Here is a 20124-nt window from a genome sequence, read left to right as displayed (position 1 = left end):
TTATTTAAAGAGCGTTATTTAAATGCTATTGTTTAAAGTAAAGGCCGGTAAGTGATAACTCACTTACCGGCCTTTTTATAGCTGTGTTTATCTAATACCTATGAGCAATACCATTTGAATAGTTAGCGGGTTTAATTGGCAAGATTAATTGTACACGTAACGCCTTTTATCTCAGCGGTGGCTTTACTATCAAGGTGGCGTATATAGCAGCGATTATTGTTTATCATTAACTCAAATTGATCGGGAAAGTTAAGCTGTTGATTGGCTGTTATATCGCTACGGTTTGTGTTTTTAAGAGTAAAGGTACTGGTGTGAATAAAGATATCGTCAGCAAGCGTTACGTTTTTTATATGCATTAAGCGCTCTATAACACGCTCTACCGCTTGGCTATTTGGCTCGGTAAGTAAGGCATGATGCAGCTTAGGAGTAGGCTGCGTGTTAGATGCGCAACCACTTAAAATAGTTAAAATGCCAAGGGCTGATAATTGCGAATGTATTGTCATAGTCATTGCCGCATTTACGTAAGTGGTTAAATTTAATATAGCTTATCTAGGATATGTTATAAAAATGCTTAGCATTTGCGTAGCTAAGGTTGTGCCATATTTTATTTGTTTTACACAAAGCTTGATGGCTATGCCAGACATCATTATAGCTTGCGTTAATTTGGCAAACCGGAAAGTTACTCGCAAACATAATGCGCTGCTCGCCAAAGTACGAGAGCATAGTTTCAAAACAATCTTGTTGCTGTTGTAAATTCAACGCTAAAAGCTCAAAACCCGAAAACTTAATCGCTATATTATTGTGCGCACTTAGCATGCGAATGCTTTGCTGCCAGTTATTAATATTATTAGGTAGGCCGCTATGGTTTATTATTATTTTTAGCTGAGGCAGCGCCTTAGCGTAACGAGCAAGCTGAGCGGCTATTGCAGTATTTTCAAGCTCAAACTGGGCTTCATAATACAGCCCTTGCAGGCAAAGGGTTTGCAAATTACTAAAGCACACTGGGTTTAATAATCGCTGTGCGTTTGCGCCTTCGGTGATATCCCGTATGCCTATTAAATGCGGGTGGGCAAGGGCGTTTATTGCTTTTGCAAATTGCACAGGTGCGCAATCTAACTGAGCGTAACTAATGGCTTTAAAGGGAAGCTTTTTTAAATGCGCCGTTAGCCAATTAAGTTCGTTAATGGGGGCGTTGTTATCAAAACCAGCCTCTACATGTACTATGCCGGCGAGGGTAAAGTCGCTGCTCTCTAGTAGCTCTTTTTCGCTAATAGGTTGTTTTATTAACTCTAAATTTGGCCATGCTGGTGGGTTTTCGCCTTGCAGCCAAGTATATTGCCCCTCGGCAAGGTTAAAAAAATGCACGTGGGGGTCAATAATTTTCAGGCTCATCCGCATGTGCTCATTGTGTGGTATATCCGCCATCAATATTTTGTAGGCTACCGGTTATAAAGCTTGCATCATCACTTGCTAAAAAGCTAACTAACGCGGCAACTTCATCAGCTTGTCCTAAGCGGTTTAGCGGTTGAAGGCTTGCCTCTTCTGCCACTATATCGGCCTTGTTAGCCCCACTTTTTTTACAATAAGCATCTATCGCGTTATGAAATAGAGGGGTTTCTATTGTCCCTGGGCATACCGCATTCGCGCGAATATTAAATTGGGCGTAATCAAGTGCTGTAGTTTTTGCCATAGAAGCAAGAGCATGCTTTGTCAGGTTGTAGGCAAACGAGTTAGGTTTACCAATTATTGCCTGATCTGAGGCTATTAAAATAATGGCGCCATTGTTTTGCGCTTTCATGCTGGGTAGTACACTTTGTACAGCCGCATAGGCCCCTTTAACGTTCAATGCAAATAATGCATCGAAAGTATGCTCATCGGTATCCTCAATGCTAGCACTGAGGTGTTTACCAGCGTTAGAAACAAGTACATCTATGCGTGAGCTTTGTTTACAAATGGCCGTAATACAGGCTTTTACAGCACTAACATTACTCACATCGCATTGGTGAAAAACCCCCAGCTCGCTGTACTCAATATCCAGATTGTGCACCGTGTAGCCATTTTCAATAAAGCGTTTTACAACCGCTAATCCAATGCCTTTTGTACCGCCTGTAACAATAGCAACCTTAGACATACTTGCTCCTAATTTAAGGTGTGTGATTAGTGAGAGTGACCACAGCCGCCTTCAGCGTGAACATGGCCATGCGAAATCTCTTCACTGGTTGCTTCACGAACCGATACCACTTCTAAATCAAACGTTAGCGTTTTGCCTGCAAACGGGTGGTTTAAATCGCAATCTGCATTAAAGCGGCCTACTTTAACTAATGTTACCTGGTGTTGGCCTTGGTTTGAGTGCACCATCGCAGTCATACCTGGTTTCCACACTTTTACGTCACCTTGTAGGTGCTTAAGCGGAATACGCTGAATTAAATCGTCAACGCGCTCACCGTATGACTCGCTAGGCTCAAGTGTTACGCTAAACTTATCGCCTGCGGCTTTGCCTTCAAGGGCTTTTTCTAAGCCAGGAAGCATGCCTTCGCTGCCATGAATATAGCTAAGAGGCGCGTGGTTTACACTGCTTTCTAGTTGCTCGCCCGCTTCGCTTAATGTGTAATGAAATTCAACTGCTGAATTTTTGCTAATTTGCATGCTTGTCTCTTTAAGTTTTTGACTAAGTTAAAAGCCGATTTTACGCGAAATACCGAGCTTTATAAACTCAGCGTGGTTGAATAAGTGATTTTTGTAGATCTTGCAGTAAATCTTGTTTTTGCTGCGGCTGTTTGGGTTTTTCTGCCTGGGGAATAAATAGCGTTAATTGCGTACCGGGCTTTAAAATGCTTGAGGCCCTTAAGTTGTTCCATTTAGCTAAATCACTGTGCGGCACTTCGTAAAGCTGACTAATGCTCCACAAGCTATCGCCTTGTTTTACTTCATAGTCTATTTCAAGAGTGGGGATCACGACTTCTTGTGGCTCTAAATAAGGACTAATTTGATAATCTATAGTGAGCGATTTTGGGAGCGTTTTAGGCTGTCCAACCAGCAGTTTTTCACCTATGCCTATCATATTATTTTGTTTGCCATTGAGCTGCTTTAACGCGCTTACCGACATGCTGAAGCGTCTTGCAATACTGTATAGCGTATCATTTTTTTTAACGATGTATTCGCCTGCAAAATTAGACTTAAAAAACTGACTTTTTAACAGTGCCTCTTGGCCGATAGGTAAAAGCAATGAGTGGGGACCATTAGGTGAGCTTTGATTTTTTAAATAGCCCTGGTTAAGCGCGTGCAACTGTTTTGAGCCAACCCCAGAGAGCTTAGCGATGACCGAAAAATCAAACTGTTGGCCCACATTCATTTGCGTTGTTATTGGTTTATTAGCCAGTTTAGGACGCTTAAAGCCTTTTTGCGGGTGCTTAACTAAGTAGCTTAGCGCTAACAGTTTAGGTACGTAGTCGGCCGTTTCTTTTGGCAGCTTTAGAGAAAAGTAATCGGTACTTTTACCGCGTTTTTTATTTCGCTCAATAGCTCGTTTAACACGCCCCTCACCACTATTATAAGCCGCTAGGGCGTGTAGCCAGTCGCCATCAAAGCGTTTGTGTAAATAGCTGAGGTATTCAAGTGCGGCATCGGTGGAGGCAAGTACATCTTGTCGGCCGTCATACCACTGATCGGATTTAATCCCAAAATGATGCGCTGTGGCGGCCACTAACTGCCAAACACCTACTGCTTGCTGCGATGAGGCAATGGTGGGTCTAAAATCACTTTCTACAAAGGGCAGTAAAGCCAGCTCCATAGGCAGGCGCTTTTGCTCAATTTTTTTTACGATATGATACAAATAAGGCGCAGCGCGTTTATTTACCGTGGGCAAATAGTTAGGTTGTTTTAAATACCAGTTAATACGCTTTTTTAAGGCGCGATTTTGATACACCGTAAAGTGTAGGTTGTTGGCAATATGCACCCATAGGTTTTTAGCTTTGGCGGGGCGCTTTTTTACAATTGTTTTTTTTGCCTTTACCGGCGGTGCAGTATTGGCTTGCTGTAATTGTTTTGGCTGTACAGGCTCAAGCTCTATTTGGTTTTCGTAGCTTGGCTCAAAGTGAGTAAAAATTTGTGGTGCGTCTGTTTCGGGTTGTGTTTGTGTGCTGTTACAGCCATACAAAAAAATAATTACACAACTTACAAGCAATCCACGCATCTTCATCTCTTATCTACAATCCTTTATTTTATAACACTACTGCGCATGCTCAATTAACTGGGCGCGCTTAAGCCCAGCCTGTAAAAATAACTGGCTCGACTTTGTATTTAACGCTTCTTGTTTATATGGTGCTAAAACATCCGCAGGGAAATTCTCAGTAAGTTGCTCAAGCGTTTGTTTTTTATTGTTTTTCACATGGGTTATTAAATTTGTTAAAAACAATAAAGGCTGCTTAAGTTGTGCTTTTTCAAGCGCCCCGCCGTGGCCGGGAAGTATTGTACGCAAATTAGGCTGATTAATATAGCGTTTGAGCAAGGCTTGCCAATTTTGTAACTGGCCGTGGCCTGGGTAGGGTAGCCAGTCAACAATATCGCCGCCTATTAGCAGCGTGCCATTATTGGTACTAAGTGTTAAATCGCCGTTTGTGTGGGCTTTTTCGGGCGTTATTTGTACCGCAAAGTTACCTAAATCAATACTTTGTTGCTCGCTGATTACGGTGCTAGGTGATTGTAAGTTATAGTTTTTCCAACGTAAAAAACGTTGTTTAGCTAAAGAGAGCTTTTCGCGCCACTGTGTTTGCTGTTGCTCGGGTAATGTGGCTAAGCGCTGATAGCTCAGCTCTATACTTTTTTCATAGCCTGCTAATTTATCATCGTAAGCCTGTTGGTATGTGGCAAAATTATCGGCTACTTGTTTATGTACTATTAGCTGCGCTTTTGGGAAGGCATTTTGTAATACGGCCATGCCGAGTAAATGGTCGTCATGAAAGTGAGTCGCAACTAAATAACAGAGCGGGGTTTTAAGGTGTTTTTTTAACTGTTTTGCCAGTGCTTCAACGGCTGCAAAGTTTCCGCTTGCATCAACCATTAGTGCGCATTGCTCGCCCTCTATGAGCACTTGGTTGGAATCGTAAAAACGTAACTTATCTTGTTGTTTTAAAAATTGCACATTTTCGTTTATTTGCTGCCAAGTAACCGCTGCCTTACTAGAGTGAGAAAATAGGCTAAGGGTAATAAAAAGGGCGGGGATTACAGTTACTAAAAGGGGTTTTAATGTCATTGTGTGTCTCTGCGCAGCATTTATTTACCCTCATAATAAACAAAAAGCGCACAGGGCGCTTTTTATTTTTTTATTGGGTCACTCGCCAAGCATTGGCTGAGTTTATCAATGAGTTGATCTTGCTGCTGTTGCTCTACACTGGCATGCGTTTTAGCTTCTAGCAACTCATGGCTAAGTGTAAGTGCTGCTAAAAGTATCGCCTGTTGTTCGTTGCGAACTGATGAGCGTTGCTTTGTTTGCTCAACCAAGTCATTTAAATTTTGTGCTGCTGCTATTAATGCATCTTCTTGCCCAACCGGGCATGCAAACTGCTGCTCTTTACCTAGCAACTCAACTGTGACCCGCTGGTTTTGCAGCTCAGACATTAGCTTGCCTGTTGTGCGCTTTGTAGTTTATCAAGTAAGCCTGTTAACGTAGAGCTGGCATCTTTTTGCTTTTCTTCGTTTTCAAGGGCTTCTAGTTGTAAAATTTCGTTTTCGTCGCTTAGTTTTGCGTTTTGCTCTTTTAAGCTAGCAACATCTGTTTGTAATTGGTTGTTGCGCTCGATAAGCGAGTCAATCAGTTGTTCGAGTTGTTGAAGAGTTGTGTTGTTCATAAAGGCGCTCATATAACTGTAATTAATGTCATGCAAATGTAAAGCAAAGTGTGTTGTTTTGCCAGCATTTACGGTGGTTTTAGCACAATTTTATTGTTTATTAAGTGATAATTCAGGGTGGCGGCTTTTTTGTTCATAAATGGTTCACTTAACTGCTCGCAAAACGGTGTATAGGTTGCCAAAATACAGAGCTTATGGTTCACTGCCGATATTAAATTGCGTATAGCGAAAATTAACAATGCTTAGTTACAGACACTCTTTTCATGCAGGTAACCCTGCCGATGTACTTAAACATTTAGTACTTGCACAGGTACTTCAATATCAAACTATTAAAGATAAACCCCTCGATTATATTGATACCCACTCAGGTGCGGGATTTTTTGAGTTAAGTTCATCTGATTCCCAAAAAACACAAGAATACAAAGAGGGCATTGCTAAGCTTTGGCAACATATCAGTAAACACGAGGCGCTAAACGATTATATTGCATTAATTAAATCGTTTAATGATGGGGATGAACTGGCGTTTTACCCCGGTTCGCCAAAAATTGCTGAGCATTACTTACGTCGTCAAGACAAAGGCTGGTTTTTTGAATTACACCCGCGCGATTTGCAGTTACTTGAGCAAAACATGCAAGGTAAGCGCTCTATTCGCGTACGTGGCGAAAACGGTTTTGCCGGATTAATAGGGCTACTTCCGCCAGCTTCGCGCCGTGCATGTGTGCTTATTGACCCACCTTATGAAATAAAAGACGATTACGACACTGTAGTAAGTACATTAGTTAAGGCGCACCAGCGCTTTGCTACCGGCACATATATGATTTGGTATCCCGTTGTTGATAGAGAGCGAATCAATACAATGGAGCAAGGGTTGATTGAGTCGGGAATGCGTAATATTCAATTATTTGAGTTAGGCACGCAAGCGGATACTGACGTACACGGTATGACGGCTTCAGGGATGATTGTTATTAACCCACCGTGGAAATTAAAACAAACTATGGACAGCATATTACCTGAGTTAGTTGAGCTTTTAAGTGAGCCTAGCGGGTTTTATAGAAGCGAGCAGTTAGTCGACGAATAACTGCCTGCCATTATGAAAAGTAAAAGCCCAGCTGGGCTTTTATTTAATTAAAATAAACCGCATTAAAGGTGGCAAGCGTATTGCCACTGCTATCTTTTAATTCTAAAGACTCGCCTTCTATAGCCCATTTTTGCGTGTTATTGAGCATGTTTAACATAGCCGCTTCTTGCTCCATGCTTTGTGAGCACATTTTTTTTGTACTTGCCAATTGGCTAAACGAAATTGAATGTTGATCTGTGCTATAGCTGCCGCTGACGTTATTACACCCTAAAAAGCCGTTAACGCGGTTATCTTTATCAAATTGTATAAATGGCTCTTTTGTTCTTACACTGACTGTTTGCGCGTTAATTGTAACGGCTTTCCAGTATGTATTTGTAAGGGTAACATCGCTTTTAGGTGAGGCGACTTTTTCAAGCTCAATTTCGTGAAGAATCCCCGAGTTTGCATTTTTAAAAGGGTCGTACTGCATTGTGCTGGTATAAAGAACCTTCTCTTTATTAATGATTCTAGCGGTGAGGTTATAGCGGTGTTTATCAACAATGTTGTTGTCATCATAAGCTAGCTCCACGGTATACGGCGGCGCTTTATTTATATCAATTACTTGTTGCGTAATTATTTCGGCTTTTACATCTGCTTTTGACACATCAGATAGCGTTACAATTAGTTGTGAGCCAGGGCGTGGCATACTGCGATCTTTATAGCTCACTTGCGTGGTTAAACCCATAACGCTTTTTTCTTGTACTGTGGATTGTGATTCGTTAGCTGGTTTTTCACAGCCCGCTAATGTGAGTGCACTTAGGGCTAATAAACCTAAGCCAGTAAATGTACGTTTTTGAAACCTAAATTGCTGCTTTGCCATGCTTGCGCTCCTTATTCCTATATTGCTGGTAAGTGTAGGGGGGAGGAGCTTAATCATGGCTTAATTTTTTTAGGCACAAAAAAAGGCGCTAATGCGCCTTAATATAATGCTTTAACGCTATTTTTTTACAAACTTTGTTAAAATAACAATACGTTGGCCATCTACTCGCCCTTCAATATGTTCAGGGTTATTTGTTAAGCCTATATTACGTACTGCTGTGCCGCGTTTGGCGGTTAAGCTACTACCTTTAACGTCTAAGTCTTTAATTAAAGTAACCGTATCGCCAGCTTGTAGCACTACGCCGTTACTGTCTACGTGTTTTATATCGTCATCTTCAGCAAGGGCTTTTTTGGCCCAAGCAAGGGTGTCTTCTTCTAGGTAAATCATGTCGAGCGCATCTTGTGCCCAGCCATTATCAACAGCTAAGCGCGTTAGCATTCTGTAAGCCACTACTTGTACGGCAGGTGTTTGGCTCCACATGCTGTCGTTTAAACAGTGCCAATGTGTTGGGGTAAGCTCGCTGTTGTTTTCTATTTGATCTTTACAGGTTTGGCAGGTGTAAATGCATTTGTCTGAATGGGTTTCGGTAACAGGAGGCACTTCGTAAACAGATAAGTGTTCGGTTGCGCTGCATAATTCACACTGGTTATTACTGCGCTCGATTAAGGCTTTTTCAATACTCATAAGGCGTTCTTATATAGGAAGAGGTTTACATTTGGCCGTATTATACCCTAGCAAAGGTAGGCGGCGATACTAATCCCTTAAATTTTGTGCGGGTATTGGGTTAATGTATTTATCTTCTATGCGTTTTATGTAACCACTGCTATGTAAGTGTGCCAGGGCTTGGTTAATTTTAGGCAGTAACGCTTTGTGCTTAGCAAGTAAACGCACTCTTAAATAACCATGCGAATGCTGGGCGCCAAACTCAGTATTAATATTTAGTTGTTTAGACCAATACGCTGCGGTATGAGTACCCATAATGGCAACATCAATACGCGCTTTAGATAATGCAATCATTAGCTCTTTTTCAGAGGGAAAATCGACGCGGTTAAATTTCGCATCATCATGGTAGTAGTAGCCAAGTACTGTACCGACCTCTTTAGAGTATAAACTTTGCTTAGTTTGATACTGCGCGACGTTATCAGGCAGTGCGACAATCATTTCGGTTGCGGGGATCAGCGGCTCTGAAAAAATATAGTAAGGGTTATCTCGCTCGCTTTGCGCTAACCATTTTAAAGAAATTACATCAAAATCAATAATGCCGTTTTCTAAGTATTTGGTAATTCGCTTAGTGGGGAGCTCAACGTGATTGGCGGTAATATTTGCTTGCGCCATTAAAGCGGTGATTATTTCTGGCAAAATGCCGGGTTTTTCTGGGTTGCCGGTGTAAAAAGGGTAGTGACTACCTGACGCACTGACATTGTAATTTAGTTCTGGCTGGTTTTGCTGGGCATTAGCAAACGTAGCAAGATGCAAAATAAATAAGGATAAAAACAACTTTAAAAAATACAAATAAGTAACCTTTGCTAAACTTTTAACCTTGAGCGTTATGTAATTTAACTCCGCTTGCAATGATCCTAGAATCTTCATAGCAGTTGAATTACAGTGTATAACCTCATTGTAATAAACAGCGCCAAATTAGATAGGTTTTTATTAAGTGAATCCCACAAATATTTTTCAGAACGGACAAAAGCTAACACAGTTTGTTGCAAGGCAACCTATTTTTGATGCGCAGCAGAATGTGTTTGCTTATGAGCTGCTTTATCGCGATTCAGCCTATAATGCATTTCCTGTGGGAACATCTGATGAGCAAGCAACCAGCCGTTTGTTTTTTAATACACTGATGATGCTAGGGCCAGACAAACTTACAGCGCATCATTTAGCGTTTATTAACCTTTCTTCAGCCACTATTTTAGAAAACTTTCCTAAATTGTTAGTACCACAAAATTGTGTGTTAGAAATTGTTGAGCGTACGAACAAAATAGCTGAGGTAACTCAGCGCGTGAAAGCGCTCAAGCAAGAGGGATACAAGTTTGCCTTAGATGATTACGATGGCGACGATAAATGGGCGCCATTACTTGCGCATGTAGATTACATTAAAATTGAAATGGACGATGTAATAATTAAAACCAATATGCGCATAAAAAAAATTAAACGCGCTAATCCGCATGCAAAAATTATTGTTGAGCGCATAGAAACTCATGCGCAATTTCACTCGTTAAAACAAGCCGGTTGCGATTTATTTCAGGGTTACTTTTTTGCCCGCCCAGAGATGATCACTTACAAAGATGTGGAGCCGGGTAAGGTGATTGTGTTTGATTTACTGCGCTTTACGGCAAAAGAATCTTTATGCTTTGATGAAATACAAAAACAAGTAGCCAGAGATGTGGCAATTACAGCGCGAGTATTGAAATTAGCGAATGCCCGCTCGGGCAGTACTAAATTAACCATTACTTCTATTTCGCAAGCGGTTGTGTATTTAGGAGAGGACAGCATAAGGCAGCTGGTGCGGGTACTGGCGCTAAGCGAATTAGGCGCCGATAAACCCACAGAACTCACAAAACTTGCCTTAACCAGAGCGCAGTTTATTGCGCTATTGCTAGGGCAAAACCACGCAGAACTGGTTGGTCAGGGCTACTTGGTTGGGTTGTTTTCTGTGATGGATGCAATTTTAGATACAAACCTTGAAGCAATTGTTAAAGAGTTTTCGCTAGATGAAAGTATTGCCCAGGCATTATTAAACAATGAGGGCATTTTAGGGCAAAGCCTTGCGCTTATTAGGGCGTTTGAACTAGATGAAATGGATAAAATAGCGGTGTTAATGCCGGCAATAAACAGTGATTTGCATATAGGTCATATTTTTAATTATGTTCTTGATGCACTGTTGTATAGTGACGAAATTATTGAGGCTATTGCAGAATAAATATGCGTAATTGGTTATCTATTTTAAGTATTGTGGTTGCATTAGGGCTGTTATTTCCTGGTGTTACCAAACCTGTATTATCGATTGAGGGGAACATTGATAAATCGCAACTCGCCAAAGCAGGCATAGAAATGCTGGCTGAGGAAGGCGATGGCCGTACCCGTAGTATGTTAATGATGTTCTCTAGCATGTTAGGACTTGATAAATTAGAGGGTGAAATAAACGCGTATAGCAAAACACAAAGCATTTGGGGAACCGTAAACGAGCTAGCTAATAATAATAATTTATTGGTAGCGGCGTTAGTTGGGTTGTTCTCTATTGTGATCCCAAGCTTAAAATTACTGTTGCAATTACTGTATTGCTGCTTGTCGGCCAGCGCATTTAAAAATAAGTTAGGTGTGGTTATTTGCGCACTGAGCAAGTGGAGCATGGTGGATGTGTTTGTTATTGCGTTAATAGTGACTTATTTGGCAGGCAATGCACATGGGCAAAGTAGCGATTTACTAATTATGCATAGCACTTTTGGTGAGGGATTTTGGTATTTTAGTGCTTATTGTATTTTTGCTATTTTAGCGAGTAGCTTAATTAAACCGCCTAAAAAAGAAAATTAATTATTTGAGTTAGCTTAATAACTCAAATATTATTACTGGGTAATTTACTTAATAGGCTTTGTTTTGCAGCGTTTTTACTCAAATTTACTCGTTGTTGTGATGCTACTCACGTTTGTGGGGCAAGCCGTTGCGTCTGTAAATCAGCAGTGCGAAATGCCACATATGAGCCTATCAGCAAAGCATGCCACACATGTAATGAGCGAGAGTAAATTGCATAAAAGTATGATGGAAATGGATTGCTGCAGTGATGAAGCAGATGTTCAAAATGATTGTCATTGCCCAATAAATGGCTGTGGAAGCAGCTCTATTTTAACGTCCCCGGCCTTATTTACTGCTTTTTCGTTATCGAGTGAAAAAGTTACCCAGCTTAATAGCGGTATTTCCTCCCCACCTAGTAATACCTTATATCGCCCTCCTATGTTTGCTTAAACGCAGGATAGGTGTGATACCAATCGACTTGATTATTTAATCATTTAGCGTGCCAAATAAAGCGTTAACAGCGTTATAAACCTCTCGTGTAGAGCAACTACATGTCGATGTTTATGCCTTGTTATCACTCTATTTAACTGTCGTTATAAATAACTAATAACTCAACATCATTGGTATGAGTGAAATTTAGCTATATTCGCTAAAAGCGCCTGTTCTGCTTGTTAATTTAAGATTTTATTTTTAATTTTAGATGGAGCAGGCAATGACCCGCACTGTAATTTTTAAAGCTTTATTACTGAGCGCCACCTTATTTGGTGCTGTATTTAATAGTGATGCTATAGCAAAAGCATCAACCCTTAATTTAACGGATGCCATAAACCTAGCGCTCAATAACGAGCCGTGGCTGAGCGCCAGTGAGCAAAAGCAAGCCGCCGCCACAGCGCAAAGTATTGCTGCAGGTACTCTACCAGACCCCGTATTAAGCATAGGTTTGCAAAGTGTACCCGTAGATGGCTTTGCGTTTGATCAAGAAAACATGACGCAGTTAAAAGTGGGTATAAGCCAAAGCTTTAGCCGTGGTAATAGCCTAGCACTTAGCCAACAAGTAATAAAAGAAGAAGCACTTGAGCAGCCGTGGCTTAGGGCCCAGCGAAAGGCGCAAGTAAAAGCTAGGGTAATGGAGCTGTGGTTAAATGCCTACAGAGCACAGCAAAGTATTGCGTTAATTGAACAAGATAAAGCATTGTTTAGCCAGTTAATTGAAGTTACCGAAGCCAGTTACTCCAGTAGTTTAGGTAAAACCCGTCAGCAAGATATTATTCGCTCACAATTGGAGCTCACACGCCTTGAAGATAAACTGATTGTATTAGCGCAGCAGCTAGATGCCGCTAAACAAGGGTTAGCCCAGTGGTTACCACAGAGCATATTACGCCAACCATTAAGCCTAACTTTTACAGCGCCAGCCCCGCTTACCCAATTTAATAGCTTAGACTTTGATGAGCTCATTAAGTTACTTATGGCGCATCCCTCTATAGTGGCTATAGATCAACGTATAGCCGCTAAACGCACACAAGTGAGCCTTGCTAAACAAAGTTATAAGCCACAACTTGGCGTAAATATGGGTTATGGCTACCGCGCTGATAACCAAGCTGGTGAGTCGCGTGCTGATTTGCTTTCGGTGGGGGTGAGTATTGATTTACCTTTATTTACCGACAATAGGCAAGACCAGCAAGTTAATGCGGCTATTGCTAATGCAGAGGCCATTAAAACCGACAAACGCGTGGCGCTACAAAGCTTAAAAGGACAGTACTTTAAAGAGGTTAGTCAACTTGAGCGAATTGAGCAGCGCAATACGCTTTATCAAAACACGTTATTACCGCAAATGTCGCAGCAAGCTCAGGCTACTTTAAACGCGTATACCCGTGACGATGGCGACTTCTCTGATGTTATGCGCGCGCGTATTAGTGAGCTAAACGCCAAAATAGATGCCCTTAATATTCAAATAGACAAACACATAATTATTGCTCGCTTAAATTATTACGCAGCCAGTTTAGACTCGCTAGTAATGGCTGAGTTACAAGGATAAAACAATGAAAACTAACTTAAAATACCTTGTAGCGCTGCTTATTGGTGCCACGTTAATGTTTATTGCTAATCGCTGGTTGATTGATGACACTGAGCACTTAGCCACAACCGCTGATAATAAAAAAACGAAGCCGCTGTATTGGGTTGCGCCAATGGACAGTAATTATAGGCGCGATGAACCAGGGCTATCACCAATGGGGATGGAGCTGGTGCCTGTATACGCAAACGCTGAAAACGACAGCCCAGGTACTATAAAAATATCCCCTGAAGTGGTTAACAACTTAGGCGTTAAAACCAGTAAAGTGCAAGTGAAAACTCTACAAAGTGATATTCAAACAATCGGTTATGTGCAATACAATCAAGTTGCACTTGGCGATGTTGCTAATGTATTTATTGAAGATGGCCCTACCGGCATTAAAAGCGAAAACGCGCGTTTAAATGGGTGGAGCTTAATTGATATTAAAGGCAGTGATATTGGCAGCTATGTAGCACAAGCTCAGCAAGTACTTGGCGATAACCTACAATTACCCGCTGGTTATTCAATTACTTGGGCAGGGCAGTACGAATACATGCAACGCGCAAAAGCAAAGCTTACTTATGTGATCCCGCTTACACTCGCAATTATTGTAATACTGCTATACCTTAATTTTAAATGCCTAAGCGAAGTACTTATTATTATTGCCACCCTTCCTTTGGCTATGGTGGGCGGCATTTGGCTAATGTACTTTGAAGCGTTTAACTTTTCAGTGGCAGTGGGTGTAGGGTTTATTGCATTGGCCGGTGTTGCCGTAGAAATAGGTGTCATAATGCTTGTATATTTAAACCAAGCTTATACAGAGCAACGCCAGCAGTGCGAGCAAACTGGAACTGCATTTAACTTACAAGCGTTACAACACGCTATTATGCAAGGTGCAGGGCTAAGAGTGCGCCCCGTAATGATGACGGTAGCTACCATTATTGCTGGCTTATTACCCGTTTTATACGGCTCCGGCACCGGTAGCGAAGTGATGAGCAGAATAGCTGCGCCGATGGTAGGCGGGATGCTAAGCGCAATTATACTTACGTTATTGGTTATACCTGCGGTGTATTTACTGTGGAAAAAGCAGCATATTAGTCAATAGGTGTTGCTCTTTGTGAGTTAATACTTGCTGAATGTAGTGGCGGTTAAATCGCGGCGTACGGTTTGTACCCTCGTGAGCATGATAGCTGCTCCTATTTCAGCAGGCTCTAATAGCACACTGTGGGCAATACCTGTTTTATTGCCCTATAAAAATTACCCGTATTTTGTAACTTGTACCAAATAACCCGCCTAGCTCCTGTTTTTTTGTTTTTAATGCATTGTTTTTAATTGAGTTTATGTTGGCATGATTTACGCAAACTATACCTTATACAGTCAACTTAGTAAGGAATGCACATGCAAGTTAAAACAATTAAAGAAGTGTACGATTGGACCGTTTTATTTCACACACAAATGGCGGCAAATTTTTACAGCGTTAAGGAGTTACTCGATGAACGTAACGCGATGCTAGTGGACTATTATTTAGATTATGAAAAAAAGTTAGCTGAAGACTTAGTTGGCTTTAAAGCAATTACAGAGATCAACACTTTAGATACTTACAGCTACGAATACTTTGCAGACAACCCCGAGTTAATTACGTTTAACGATATTAGCAAAGACCAAGAATTTGATGAAAAGGTGATTCAAAACTACCTCTCTGAGCAGCACAAAAAAGTAATCGAACTTTACGAGTACTTATTAGAGCGCGCTGAGACAGAAAACGGTAAAGAAAAGCTCGAGCAAATTTTAGAGCTTGAAAAGCAAGGCGTTAAGCAAATGATGCAAAGCTCAAACCGACATATGGATATGTAAACCTGATAAAATAACTCGGCTTTTATCTTTATAGGTAAAGCTTCAAACGCCCTTGGGTTTACCCGAGGGCGCTTTATTATGTGTGCTTTACATGGGGCGTAAGTAAAGCAGCAAGCTCACTTTAAAAAGCGCGTGTCGCAATTACATTACTTTAGAACAAACAATGTCACGGGCTTTTAATAGCCTTATAAAATTAAACGCACTCAAACTGAATCCCTGCTTTTTTAAGATAGAGCTGCTCTTGCTCTAGGTCAGCTTGTAGCAATGTATGCTCTTGTAAATAGCTGTTACTAAACTTAATAAATAACCCTAAGTTGCTTGCGCTTATTTCCATATCCGGCTTTAAGCTCACTTGGCGCTTTTGATTAAATAAAATGGCCAAGCGTAAAATAACAATCAGTTTAAGCACGTGCTTTTGAGAAATAGTTAAAAACTCAGGCAGCTCAGTCAGTTTAATTTTTTTACGATAAAAGCGTATAAGTGAGCTTAAAATAAGTTGCTCTTGCTGCGTAAAACCGGGTAATTGACTATTCGCCACTATATAAGCGCTGTGTTTGTTAATCCCCGATGAGTTAATTGATAAACCAATTTCGTGTAATTTTGCTGCCCAAGTTAACAAAGCAATATCGTCGTTATTATCTAAATGCCATACATTTTTTAACTGTTTATAGAGCCAAATAGCCGTATCAGCAACACGCGCTGCATGCGCTTTATCAGCGGTGTAGCGCTCACTTAAATTATTAATGGTGTTTGAGCGAATATCTTTATCGGCCAGCTTTTGCTGCATTTCGTGCAGCAACCCTTCGCGCAACGAAAAATCGCTGTAGGTCAGCTCTTTAATGGCAAACTCTGTAAATATCGCAATTAAAATTGCTAAACCACCACATATGCTTTGTTGGCGCTCGGGTGTAAGCCCTGCAATAGCTAAGTTATCAATATGTTTAGCACTAATAAATTGCTGTTTTAACGCGAGTAAATCGTCGTAAGTGATGTTAGGTTGTTGCGGATTTGTGGCGCTTATCATCGCTAAAATTGACTTTATAGTGCCCGACGTGCCAATTACTGTTTGCCAATTTTCGCTTACATAATTAGAAAAAATGGCTTCAAGCTCTTGCTCGGCTCTTATTTGCGCTTTGTTAAAGCGTTTGGCCGTTATTTTTCCATCGCTAAAAAACTGCTTTGTAAAGCTAACGCAGCCCATATTACGGCTAGATAAAAGCTTATGCTTGAAATGTTTACCTATTATAAGCTCGGTACTGCCACCGCCAATATCGATCACTAAACGGTTTTCTTCATTATGAACATAATGCGCAACGCCCTGATAAATAAGGCGCGCTTCTTCTTGACCTGCAATTACATCAATATGAAAAGGAAACACAGCGCTAGCTTGGGCTAAAAAGGCGTTAATATTTTTAGCGCGCCTAAAAGTGTAAGTGGCAGCTACCTTTACATTACTTGCGGGGAACTCATGTAAGGTTTTTGCAAATTGCTTTAGTACCACAAGGGCGCGGTCTATTGCAGCTTGGCTTAAGCGAAATTTATCATCTAGCCCATCGGCTAAATAAACGCGTTGTTTTTCTTTGTGCAAAATTTGCAAAGTGCCGTTTACTTCTCGGGCAACCACTAAATGAAAGCTGTTGGAGCCTAAATCAACTGCGGCTATTGAAGGGTGATCATTCATTATAATAAGTGTGTTCCCATTTTTTTAGATAATCGTAAATTGCTATCTGAGAGCGAATTTTTTTACGGTTACCCCTTCTTACATAAGCGTTTTTTTGCTCGCTATCAATAATGCGTGCTTTGGTACGGTCTTTAAATTGTAGCTCTAATATATCAACTATAAGGCGTTTTAACTTAACATCCAAAATAGGAACACCTACTTCAACACGATGATCTAGGTTACGTGTCATCCAATCAGCAGAAGATATAAATACTTTTTCATCGCCATTGTTACCAAATACCATTACGCGAGGATGCTCTAAAAAGCGATCAACAATACTAATTACCTTAATATTATCGCTAAGTTTAGGCACGCCAGGGATGAGCGAGCACATGCCACGTACAATAATTCTAATTTTAACGCCGATTTGACCAGCTAGGTAAAGCCTGTCTACCAGCTCCTTATCGACGAGGTTATTTATTTTTACCGTTATTTTGCCTGGTTTGTTGTTTTTAACATGGTCAATTTCGTTATTGATTAAATTAAGCAGCGTTTCACGGGCATTAATTGGCGAAAGCATTAAGTAGTCAAATTTGAACGGTTTATAACTGCTTTCTATAAATCTAAATACGCTGTCGCTTTCTTCACAAATACCAGTGTGGCGAGTAAATAGGCTAAAGTCAGTGTAAATTTTGGCTGTTTTTTCATGGAAATTGCCTGTGCCAATATGAGCATATTTTACTATTTGGCCTTTTTCTTTACGGTGCACCACACATAATTTGCTGTGCACTTTTAGTGCGGGTATACCAAAAATCACTTTAATACCTGCACTGCTTAGCACCTTTGCCCATTCAATATTATTTTGCTCGTCAAAACGTGCTTTTAACTCAACCATAACGGTCACTAATTTACCGTTTTGAGCGGCATTAATTAACGATGAAATCAGCCTAGATTTGCTCGCTACACGATAAATATTAACCTTTATTTGCGTAACCTTAGGGTCGAAGGCCGCTTGGCGCACATATTCAAGCACATGATTAAAAGTATGATAGGGGTAATACAGTAAAATATCTTGCTCGCTAATAGCGTCAAATACACTGGCATGTTTATTAAACGCACTACTTTGCAATGCTGGGAGGGGTTTGTTTTCTAAATATTGGCGCCCTACATTAGGAAACGATATAAAGTCTCTAAAATTACGATAACGCCCCCCAGGAATTAACGCATCATGATGCGTGACACCGAGGCGCTTTTTCATCACTTTTAGCATGTTTTCAGGCATGGCTTGATCGTAAACCAACCTTACTGGCTCAGCATAAATACGTTGTTTTAACCCTTTGGACATTTTATCAAGTAAGCCAGCCTCTAGCTCGTCGTCTAGGTTGTACTCTGCATCGCGAGTTAATTTAATTGCATAACCGGCAATGCTTTTATAAGAAAAAAAGCTACTAAATACATCGTTCAAAAAGTAAGTGATGACATCATCAAGCATTACAATGGTTTTATGGCGGCGGGTTTTTTCTGGAGGCAGGTTTATAAAGCGATCAACCCTGTCGGTGGGTACCTCAAGCATTGCGTAATAACTTTTTTCATCACTCATTTCTACAAATAAGTAGGTCATGGTGTCGTTTATATAGGTAGAGAAGTCTTTGTTCTCGTTTAGCAAAATAGGAGAGGTATGTTGAAGAACGTGATCATGAAAGTAATTTTTTAACCAGTTTAAATGAAACTCACTGAGCTCATCAGGGCGACTAACATGAATGTTATGATGGTTTAAGTCGGTTAATACCTGCTGATGTATGTGGTTAAATTTTTTACCTAACTGCAGTACTTTTTTTTGTATCTCACTAAGCAGTATTTCGTCTTCTTCAAAATTAGCATCGGGGAGTTTATTTAATAAAATTCGGCGCTTTACATCAGCAACACGTACTCTAAAAAATTCATCTAAATTATTAGAGAAAATGCCCAAAAAGCGCATGCGCTCAATAATCGGGTTATTTTTATCTTTAGCCTCTTGTAGAACACGCTCGTTGAATGACAGCCAGCTTAATTCTTTTGCAAAATATTCAGTTGTTTGAGGGGGCTCTATATGGGCATTCATATCTATTCCGTTATCAGGATATGTTTCAAATTTAATTTGGGGCTGTGTCTGCGCTTATGAGGTTAACAATGTAAAAAGCGATAAAAGTAGTAATAATCAGCCCTTTTTAACTTAAACATACGCCAGTTAGATGACATAAAAATGACTACCATGTCATTTTTATGTCAACGGCGTTTGGGCTATGCCTCTTCAATATCTACAATTAAATCACTGGTAATCGATTCAAGTGCATCAATAACTTCTTCTTTATTCATACCACTGGGTAAGGTAACAGTCGCTACGGCACTAAAAATAGGCACTCCCCAATTTGGCGCACTTTGTTGCCTTGAGTTTAAGTGAGTAATGCTAGCGCCTTTGTGGCGTATTACACTTGCCAGCTCCTGAACAATGCCCGGGCGGTCATTGCCAGTAATGACAAAATTTATTTGCTCTTTGCTACTTGGCTCTACTTCTGTGTTGCCAGTTTCAATCCGCACGTCGAGTTTAGGTAAGGCATTTAATGCGTTTTGCAATGCTTCAAAGTGCTCTTGCGCTACTTCTACCTGAATAATACCGGCAAAGTGGCCTAGTAAGTGGCTTAAATTACTGCTCAGCCAGTTACCCTTGTTTTGCAAGATAACCGATGAAATACTTTCTACTAATCCGGGCCGGTCTTGCCCTAAAATGGTGATCACCAACTGCTTCATAAATAGCTCTCTCTAAGCCTGAAAATGTAAATGCGTAGGCATTAAGTGTTTACAACGTTTCTATCATTGTAGTGGGTAATATAAACGCATAAAAACTAATTGTTTATTATTACTTATTTGTGTCTTTATCGTTGAATTTTTTTAACTTTAGCGCTGCGGTCTGGTTTCGTTATACATAGATTTAGTATTGTCTGCGTTAAATTGTTTGTCCAATAAAAGCACAAATTAGTTCCCATATGAATATAAACTCACACTGAATTTATTAACAATTTTATAGCACTTTTGATAATAAGTGTCATTTATGAACCATAACATTTATTTTTTTCATGCTTTGAGCGCTATGCACTTTATTTAACCATAAAAGTGTTAACAACTAATGCGCCATAAAAGCATAAATTTAGTCATCTCCGGCAGGGCAGTAAAACGCGTTTTTAAATAGCTAAATAGGCATTAATTTAGGGCATTTATATTAAATAT

At 40.4% G+C, this 20124-nt stretch carries 20 protein-coding genes and 1 pseudogene; 7 read left to right on the top strand and 14 right to left on the bottom strand.

Annotated elements, in window-relative coordinates; translation table 11 throughout:
* Nucleotides 1-131: 131 nt before the first annotated feature.
* From B2R65_RS13200 to zapB, 8 genes are all read right to left on the bottom strand, one after another.
* Complete coding sequence (locus B2R65_RS13200) at nt 132-503, bottom strand: hypothetical protein (protein ID WP_286743340.1); 372 nt, start codon at nt 501-503, stop codon at nt 132-134.
* 46 nt (nt 504-549) lie between these two features.
* The gene (locus B2R65_RS13195; protein WP_286743337.1) at nt 550-1392 is read right to left on the bottom strand and encodes an amidohydrolase family protein; all 843 of its coding nucleotides are present in this window, start codon (nt 1390-1392) and stop codon (nt 550-552) included.
* 10 nt (nt 1393-1402) lie between these two features.
* Complete coding sequence (locus B2R65_RS13190) at nt 1403-2131, bottom strand: SDR family NAD(P)-dependent oxidoreductase (protein WP_029772595.1); 729 nt, start codon at nt 2129-2131, stop codon at nt 1403-1405.
* 26 nt (nt 2132-2157) lie between these two features.
* The gene (locus tag B2R65_RS13185) at nt 2158-2646 is read right to left on the bottom strand and encodes an FKBP-type peptidyl-prolyl cis-trans isomerase (protein ID WP_024031457.1); all 489 of its coding nucleotides are present in this window, start codon (nt 2644-2646) and stop codon (nt 2158-2160) included.
* A 67-nt stretch (nt 2647-2713) separates the two neighbouring features.
* Nucleotides 2714-4192 (bottom strand): LysM peptidoglycan-binding domain-containing protein, encoded by a 1479-nt coding sequence (locus B2R65_RS13180; protein WP_286743332.1) that lies wholly within the window; start codon nt 4190-4192, stop codon nt 2714-2716.
* 36 nt (nt 4193-4228) lie between these two features.
* The gene (locus tag B2R65_RS13175) at nt 4229-5251 is read right to left on the bottom strand and encodes an MBL fold metallo-hydrolase (protein WP_286743329.1); all 1023 of its coding nucleotides are present in this window, start codon (nt 5249-5251) and stop codon (nt 4229-4231) included.
* Nucleotides 5252-5313: 62 nt separating this feature from the next.
* A complete protein-coding gene (locus tag B2R65_RS13170; RefSeq protein WP_004587640.1) occupies nt 5314-5616 on the bottom strand; it encodes a cell division protein ZapA in 303 nt (100 codons plus the stop codon).
* Entirely contained in the window at nt 5616-5846 is a 231-nt protein-coding gene (zapB, locus tag B2R65_RS13165; RefSeq protein ID WP_024031454.1) for a cell division protein ZapB, read from the bottom strand. The genes B2R65_RS13170 and zapB overlap by 1 nt, the downstream gene beginning before the upstream one ends.
* Nucleotides 5847-6084: 238 nt before the next feature.
* Here zapB and B2R65_RS13160 point away from each other — a divergent pair, with 238 nt between their 5' ends.
* On the top strand, nt 6085-6924 hold the full coding sequence (locus B2R65_RS13160) for a 23S rRNA (adenine(2030)-N(6))-methyltransferase RlmJ (RefSeq protein WP_286743323.1): 840 nt from the start codon (nt 6085-6087) through the stop codon (nt 6922-6924).
* A 43-nt stretch (nt 6925-6967) separates the two neighbouring features.
* Here B2R65_RS13160 and B2R65_RS13155 read toward each other — a convergent pair whose 3' ends face one another.
* The 3 genes from B2R65_RS13155 to B2R65_RS13145 form a co-directional block, all read right to left on the bottom strand.
* A complete protein-coding gene (locus B2R65_RS13155) occupies nt 6968-7783 on the bottom strand; it encodes an META domain-containing protein (protein ID WP_286743322.1) in 816 nt (271 codons plus the stop codon).
* Nucleotides 7784-7900: 117 nt separating this feature from the next.
* Nucleotides 7901-8467: a PhnA domain-containing protein gene (locus B2R65_RS13150; protein ID WP_004587636.1), complete on the bottom strand. Its 567-nt coding sequence runs from the start codon at nt 8465-8467 to the stop codon at nt 7901-7903.
* A gap of 69 nt (nt 8468-8536) precedes the next feature.
* The gene (locus tag B2R65_RS13145; protein WP_286743318.1) at nt 8537-9295 is read right to left on the bottom strand and encodes a substrate-binding periplasmic protein; all 759 of its coding nucleotides are present in this window, start codon (nt 9293-9295) and stop codon (nt 8537-8539) included.
* A gap of 145 nt (nt 9296-9440) precedes the next feature.
* Here B2R65_RS13145 and B2R65_RS13140 point away from each other — a divergent pair, with 145 nt between their 5' ends.
* The 6 genes and pseudogenes from B2R65_RS13140 to B2R65_RS13115 all read left to right on the top strand — a co-directional run bounded on the left by B2R65_RS13140 (nt 9441) and on the right by B2R65_RS13115 (nt 15200).
* Complete coding sequence (locus B2R65_RS13140) at nt 9441-10706, top strand: EAL and HDOD domain-containing protein (protein ID WP_273611696.1); 1266 nt, start codon at nt 9441-9443, stop codon at nt 10704-10706.
* A gap of 2 nt (nt 10707-10708) precedes the next feature.
* Entirely contained in the window at nt 10709-11317 is a 609-nt protein-coding gene (locus tag B2R65_RS13135; RefSeq protein ID WP_273611695.1) for a paraquat-inducible protein A, read from the top strand.
* 63 nt (nt 11318-11380) lie between these two features.
* The gene (locus B2R65_RS13130) at nt 11381-11746 is read left to right on the top strand and encodes a hypothetical protein (RefSeq protein WP_273611694.1); all 366 of its coding nucleotides are present in this window, start codon (nt 11381-11383) and stop codon (nt 11744-11746) included.
* Between the two features lie 262 nt (nt 11747-12008).
* On the top strand, nt 12009-13331 hold the full coding sequence (locus B2R65_RS13125; protein ID WP_286743315.1) for a TolC family protein: 1323 nt from the start codon (nt 12009-12011) through the stop codon (nt 13329-13331).
* 358 nt (nt 13332-13689) lie between these two features.
* Nucleotides 13690-14451: pseudogene (locus B2R65_RS13120) on the top strand (efflux RND transporter permease subunit); the annotation flags it as partial.
* Between the two features lie 293 nt (nt 14452-14744).
* Nucleotides 14745-15200, top strand: coding sequence for a hypothetical protein (locus B2R65_RS13115; protein WP_004587628.1), 456 nt, complete (start codon nt 14745-14747; stop codon nt 15198-15200).
* A gap of 193 nt (nt 15201-15393) precedes the next feature.
* Here B2R65_RS13115 and ppx read toward each other — a convergent pair whose 3' ends face one another.
* The 3 genes from ppx to B2R65_RS13100 form a co-directional block, all read right to left on the bottom strand.
* Nucleotides 15394-16881: an exopolyphosphatase gene (ppx, locus tag B2R65_RS13110; protein ID WP_138611625.1), complete on the bottom strand. Its 1488-nt coding sequence runs from the start codon at nt 16879-16881 to the stop codon at nt 15394-15396.
* Nucleotides 16874-18961: a polyphosphate kinase 1 gene (ppk1, locus tag B2R65_RS13105; protein WP_004587626.1), complete on the bottom strand. Its 2088-nt coding sequence runs from the start codon at nt 18959-18961 to the stop codon at nt 16874-16876. The genes ppx and ppk1 overlap by 8 nt, the downstream gene beginning before the upstream one ends.
* Nucleotides 18962-19140: 179 nt before the next feature.
* Nucleotides 19141-19647, bottom strand: coding sequence for a glycine cleavage system transcriptional repressor (locus tag B2R65_RS13100; protein WP_024031441.1), 507 nt, complete (start codon nt 19645-19647; stop codon nt 19141-19143).
* Nucleotides 19648-20124 lie beyond the last annotated feature (477 nt).

This window comes from Pseudoalteromonas sp. UBA2102, assembly GCF_002331165.1.
In the GTDB taxonomy this organism is placed as follows: domain Bacteria; phylum Pseudomonadota; class Gammaproteobacteria; order Enterobacterales; family Alteromonadaceae; genus Pseudoalteromonas; species Pseudoalteromonas atlantica.
Note: the sequence above shows the minus strand (reverse complement) of the source record. Positions and strands in the feature narration are given on the sequence as shown.

What these genes read in the sequence shown, in the direction of transcription:
- B2R65_RS13200 (WP_286743340.1), bottom strand. Translation starts at nt 503, where the DNA reads ATGACAATACATTCGCAATTATCAGCCCTTGGCATTTTAACTATTTTA.
- zapB (WP_024031454.1), bottom strand. Translation starts at nt 5,846, where the DNA reads ATGAACAACACAACTCTTCAACAACTCGAACAACTGATTGACTCGCTT.
- B2R65_RS13155 (WP_286743322.1), bottom strand. Translation starts at nt 7,783, where the DNA reads ATGGCAAAGCAGCAATTTAGGTTTCAAAAACGTACATTTACTGGCTTA.
- ppk1 (WP_004587626.1), bottom strand. Translation starts at nt 18,961, where the DNA reads ATGAATGCCCATATAGAGCCCCCTCAAACAACTGAATATTTTGCAAAA.
- B2R65_RS13135 (WP_273611695.1), top strand. Translation starts at nt 10,709, where the DNA reads ATGCGTAATTGGTTATCTATTTTAAGTATTGTGGTTGCATTAGGGCTG.
- B2R65_RS13195 (WP_286743337.1), bottom strand. Translation starts at nt 1,392, where the DNA reads ATGAGCCTGAAAATTATTGACCCCCACGTGCATTTTTTTAACCTTGCC.
- B2R65_RS13160 (WP_286743323.1), top strand. Translation starts at nt 6,085, where the DNA reads ATGCTTAGTTACAGACACTCTTTTCATGCAGGTAACCCTGCCGATGTA.
- B2R65_RS13175 (WP_286743329.1), bottom strand. Translation starts at nt 5,251, where the DNA reads ATGACATTAAAACCCCTTTTAGTAACTGTAATCCCCGCCCTTTTTATT.
- B2R65_RS13115 (WP_004587628.1), top strand. Translation starts at nt 14,745, where the DNA reads ATGCAAGTTAAAACAATTAAAGAAGTGTACGATTGGACCGTTTTATTT.
- B2R65_RS13190 (WP_029772595.1), bottom strand. Translation starts at nt 2,131, where the DNA reads ATGTCTAAGGTTGCTATTGTTACAGGCGGTACAAAAGGCATTGGATTA.
- B2R65_RS13170 (WP_004587640.1), bottom strand. Translation starts at nt 5,616, where the DNA reads ATGTCTGAGCTGCAAAACCAGCGGGTCACAGTTGAGTTGCTAGGTAAA.
- B2R65_RS13180 (WP_286743332.1), bottom strand. Translation starts at nt 4,192, where the DNA reads ATGCGTGGATTGCTTGTAAGTTGTGTAATTATTTTTTTGTATGGCTGT.
- B2R65_RS13100 (WP_024031441.1), bottom strand. Translation starts at nt 19,647, where the DNA reads ATGAAGCAGTTGGTGATCACCATTTTAGGGCAAGACCGGCCCGGATTA.
- B2R65_RS13185 (WP_024031457.1), bottom strand. Translation starts at nt 2,646, where the DNA reads ATGCAAATTAGCAAAAATTCAGCAGTTGAATTTCATTACACATTAAGC.
- B2R65_RS13125 (WP_286743315.1), top strand. Translation starts at nt 12,009, where the DNA reads ATGACCCGCACTGTAATTTTTAAAGCTTTATTACTGAGCGCCACCTTA.
- ppx (WP_138611625.1), bottom strand. Translation starts at nt 16,881, where the DNA reads ATGAATGATCACCCTTCAATAGCCGCAGTTGATTTAGGCTCCAACAGC.
- B2R65_RS13150 (WP_004587636.1), bottom strand. Translation starts at nt 8,467, where the DNA reads ATGAGTATTGAAAAAGCCTTAATCGAGCGCAGTAATAACCAGTGTGAA.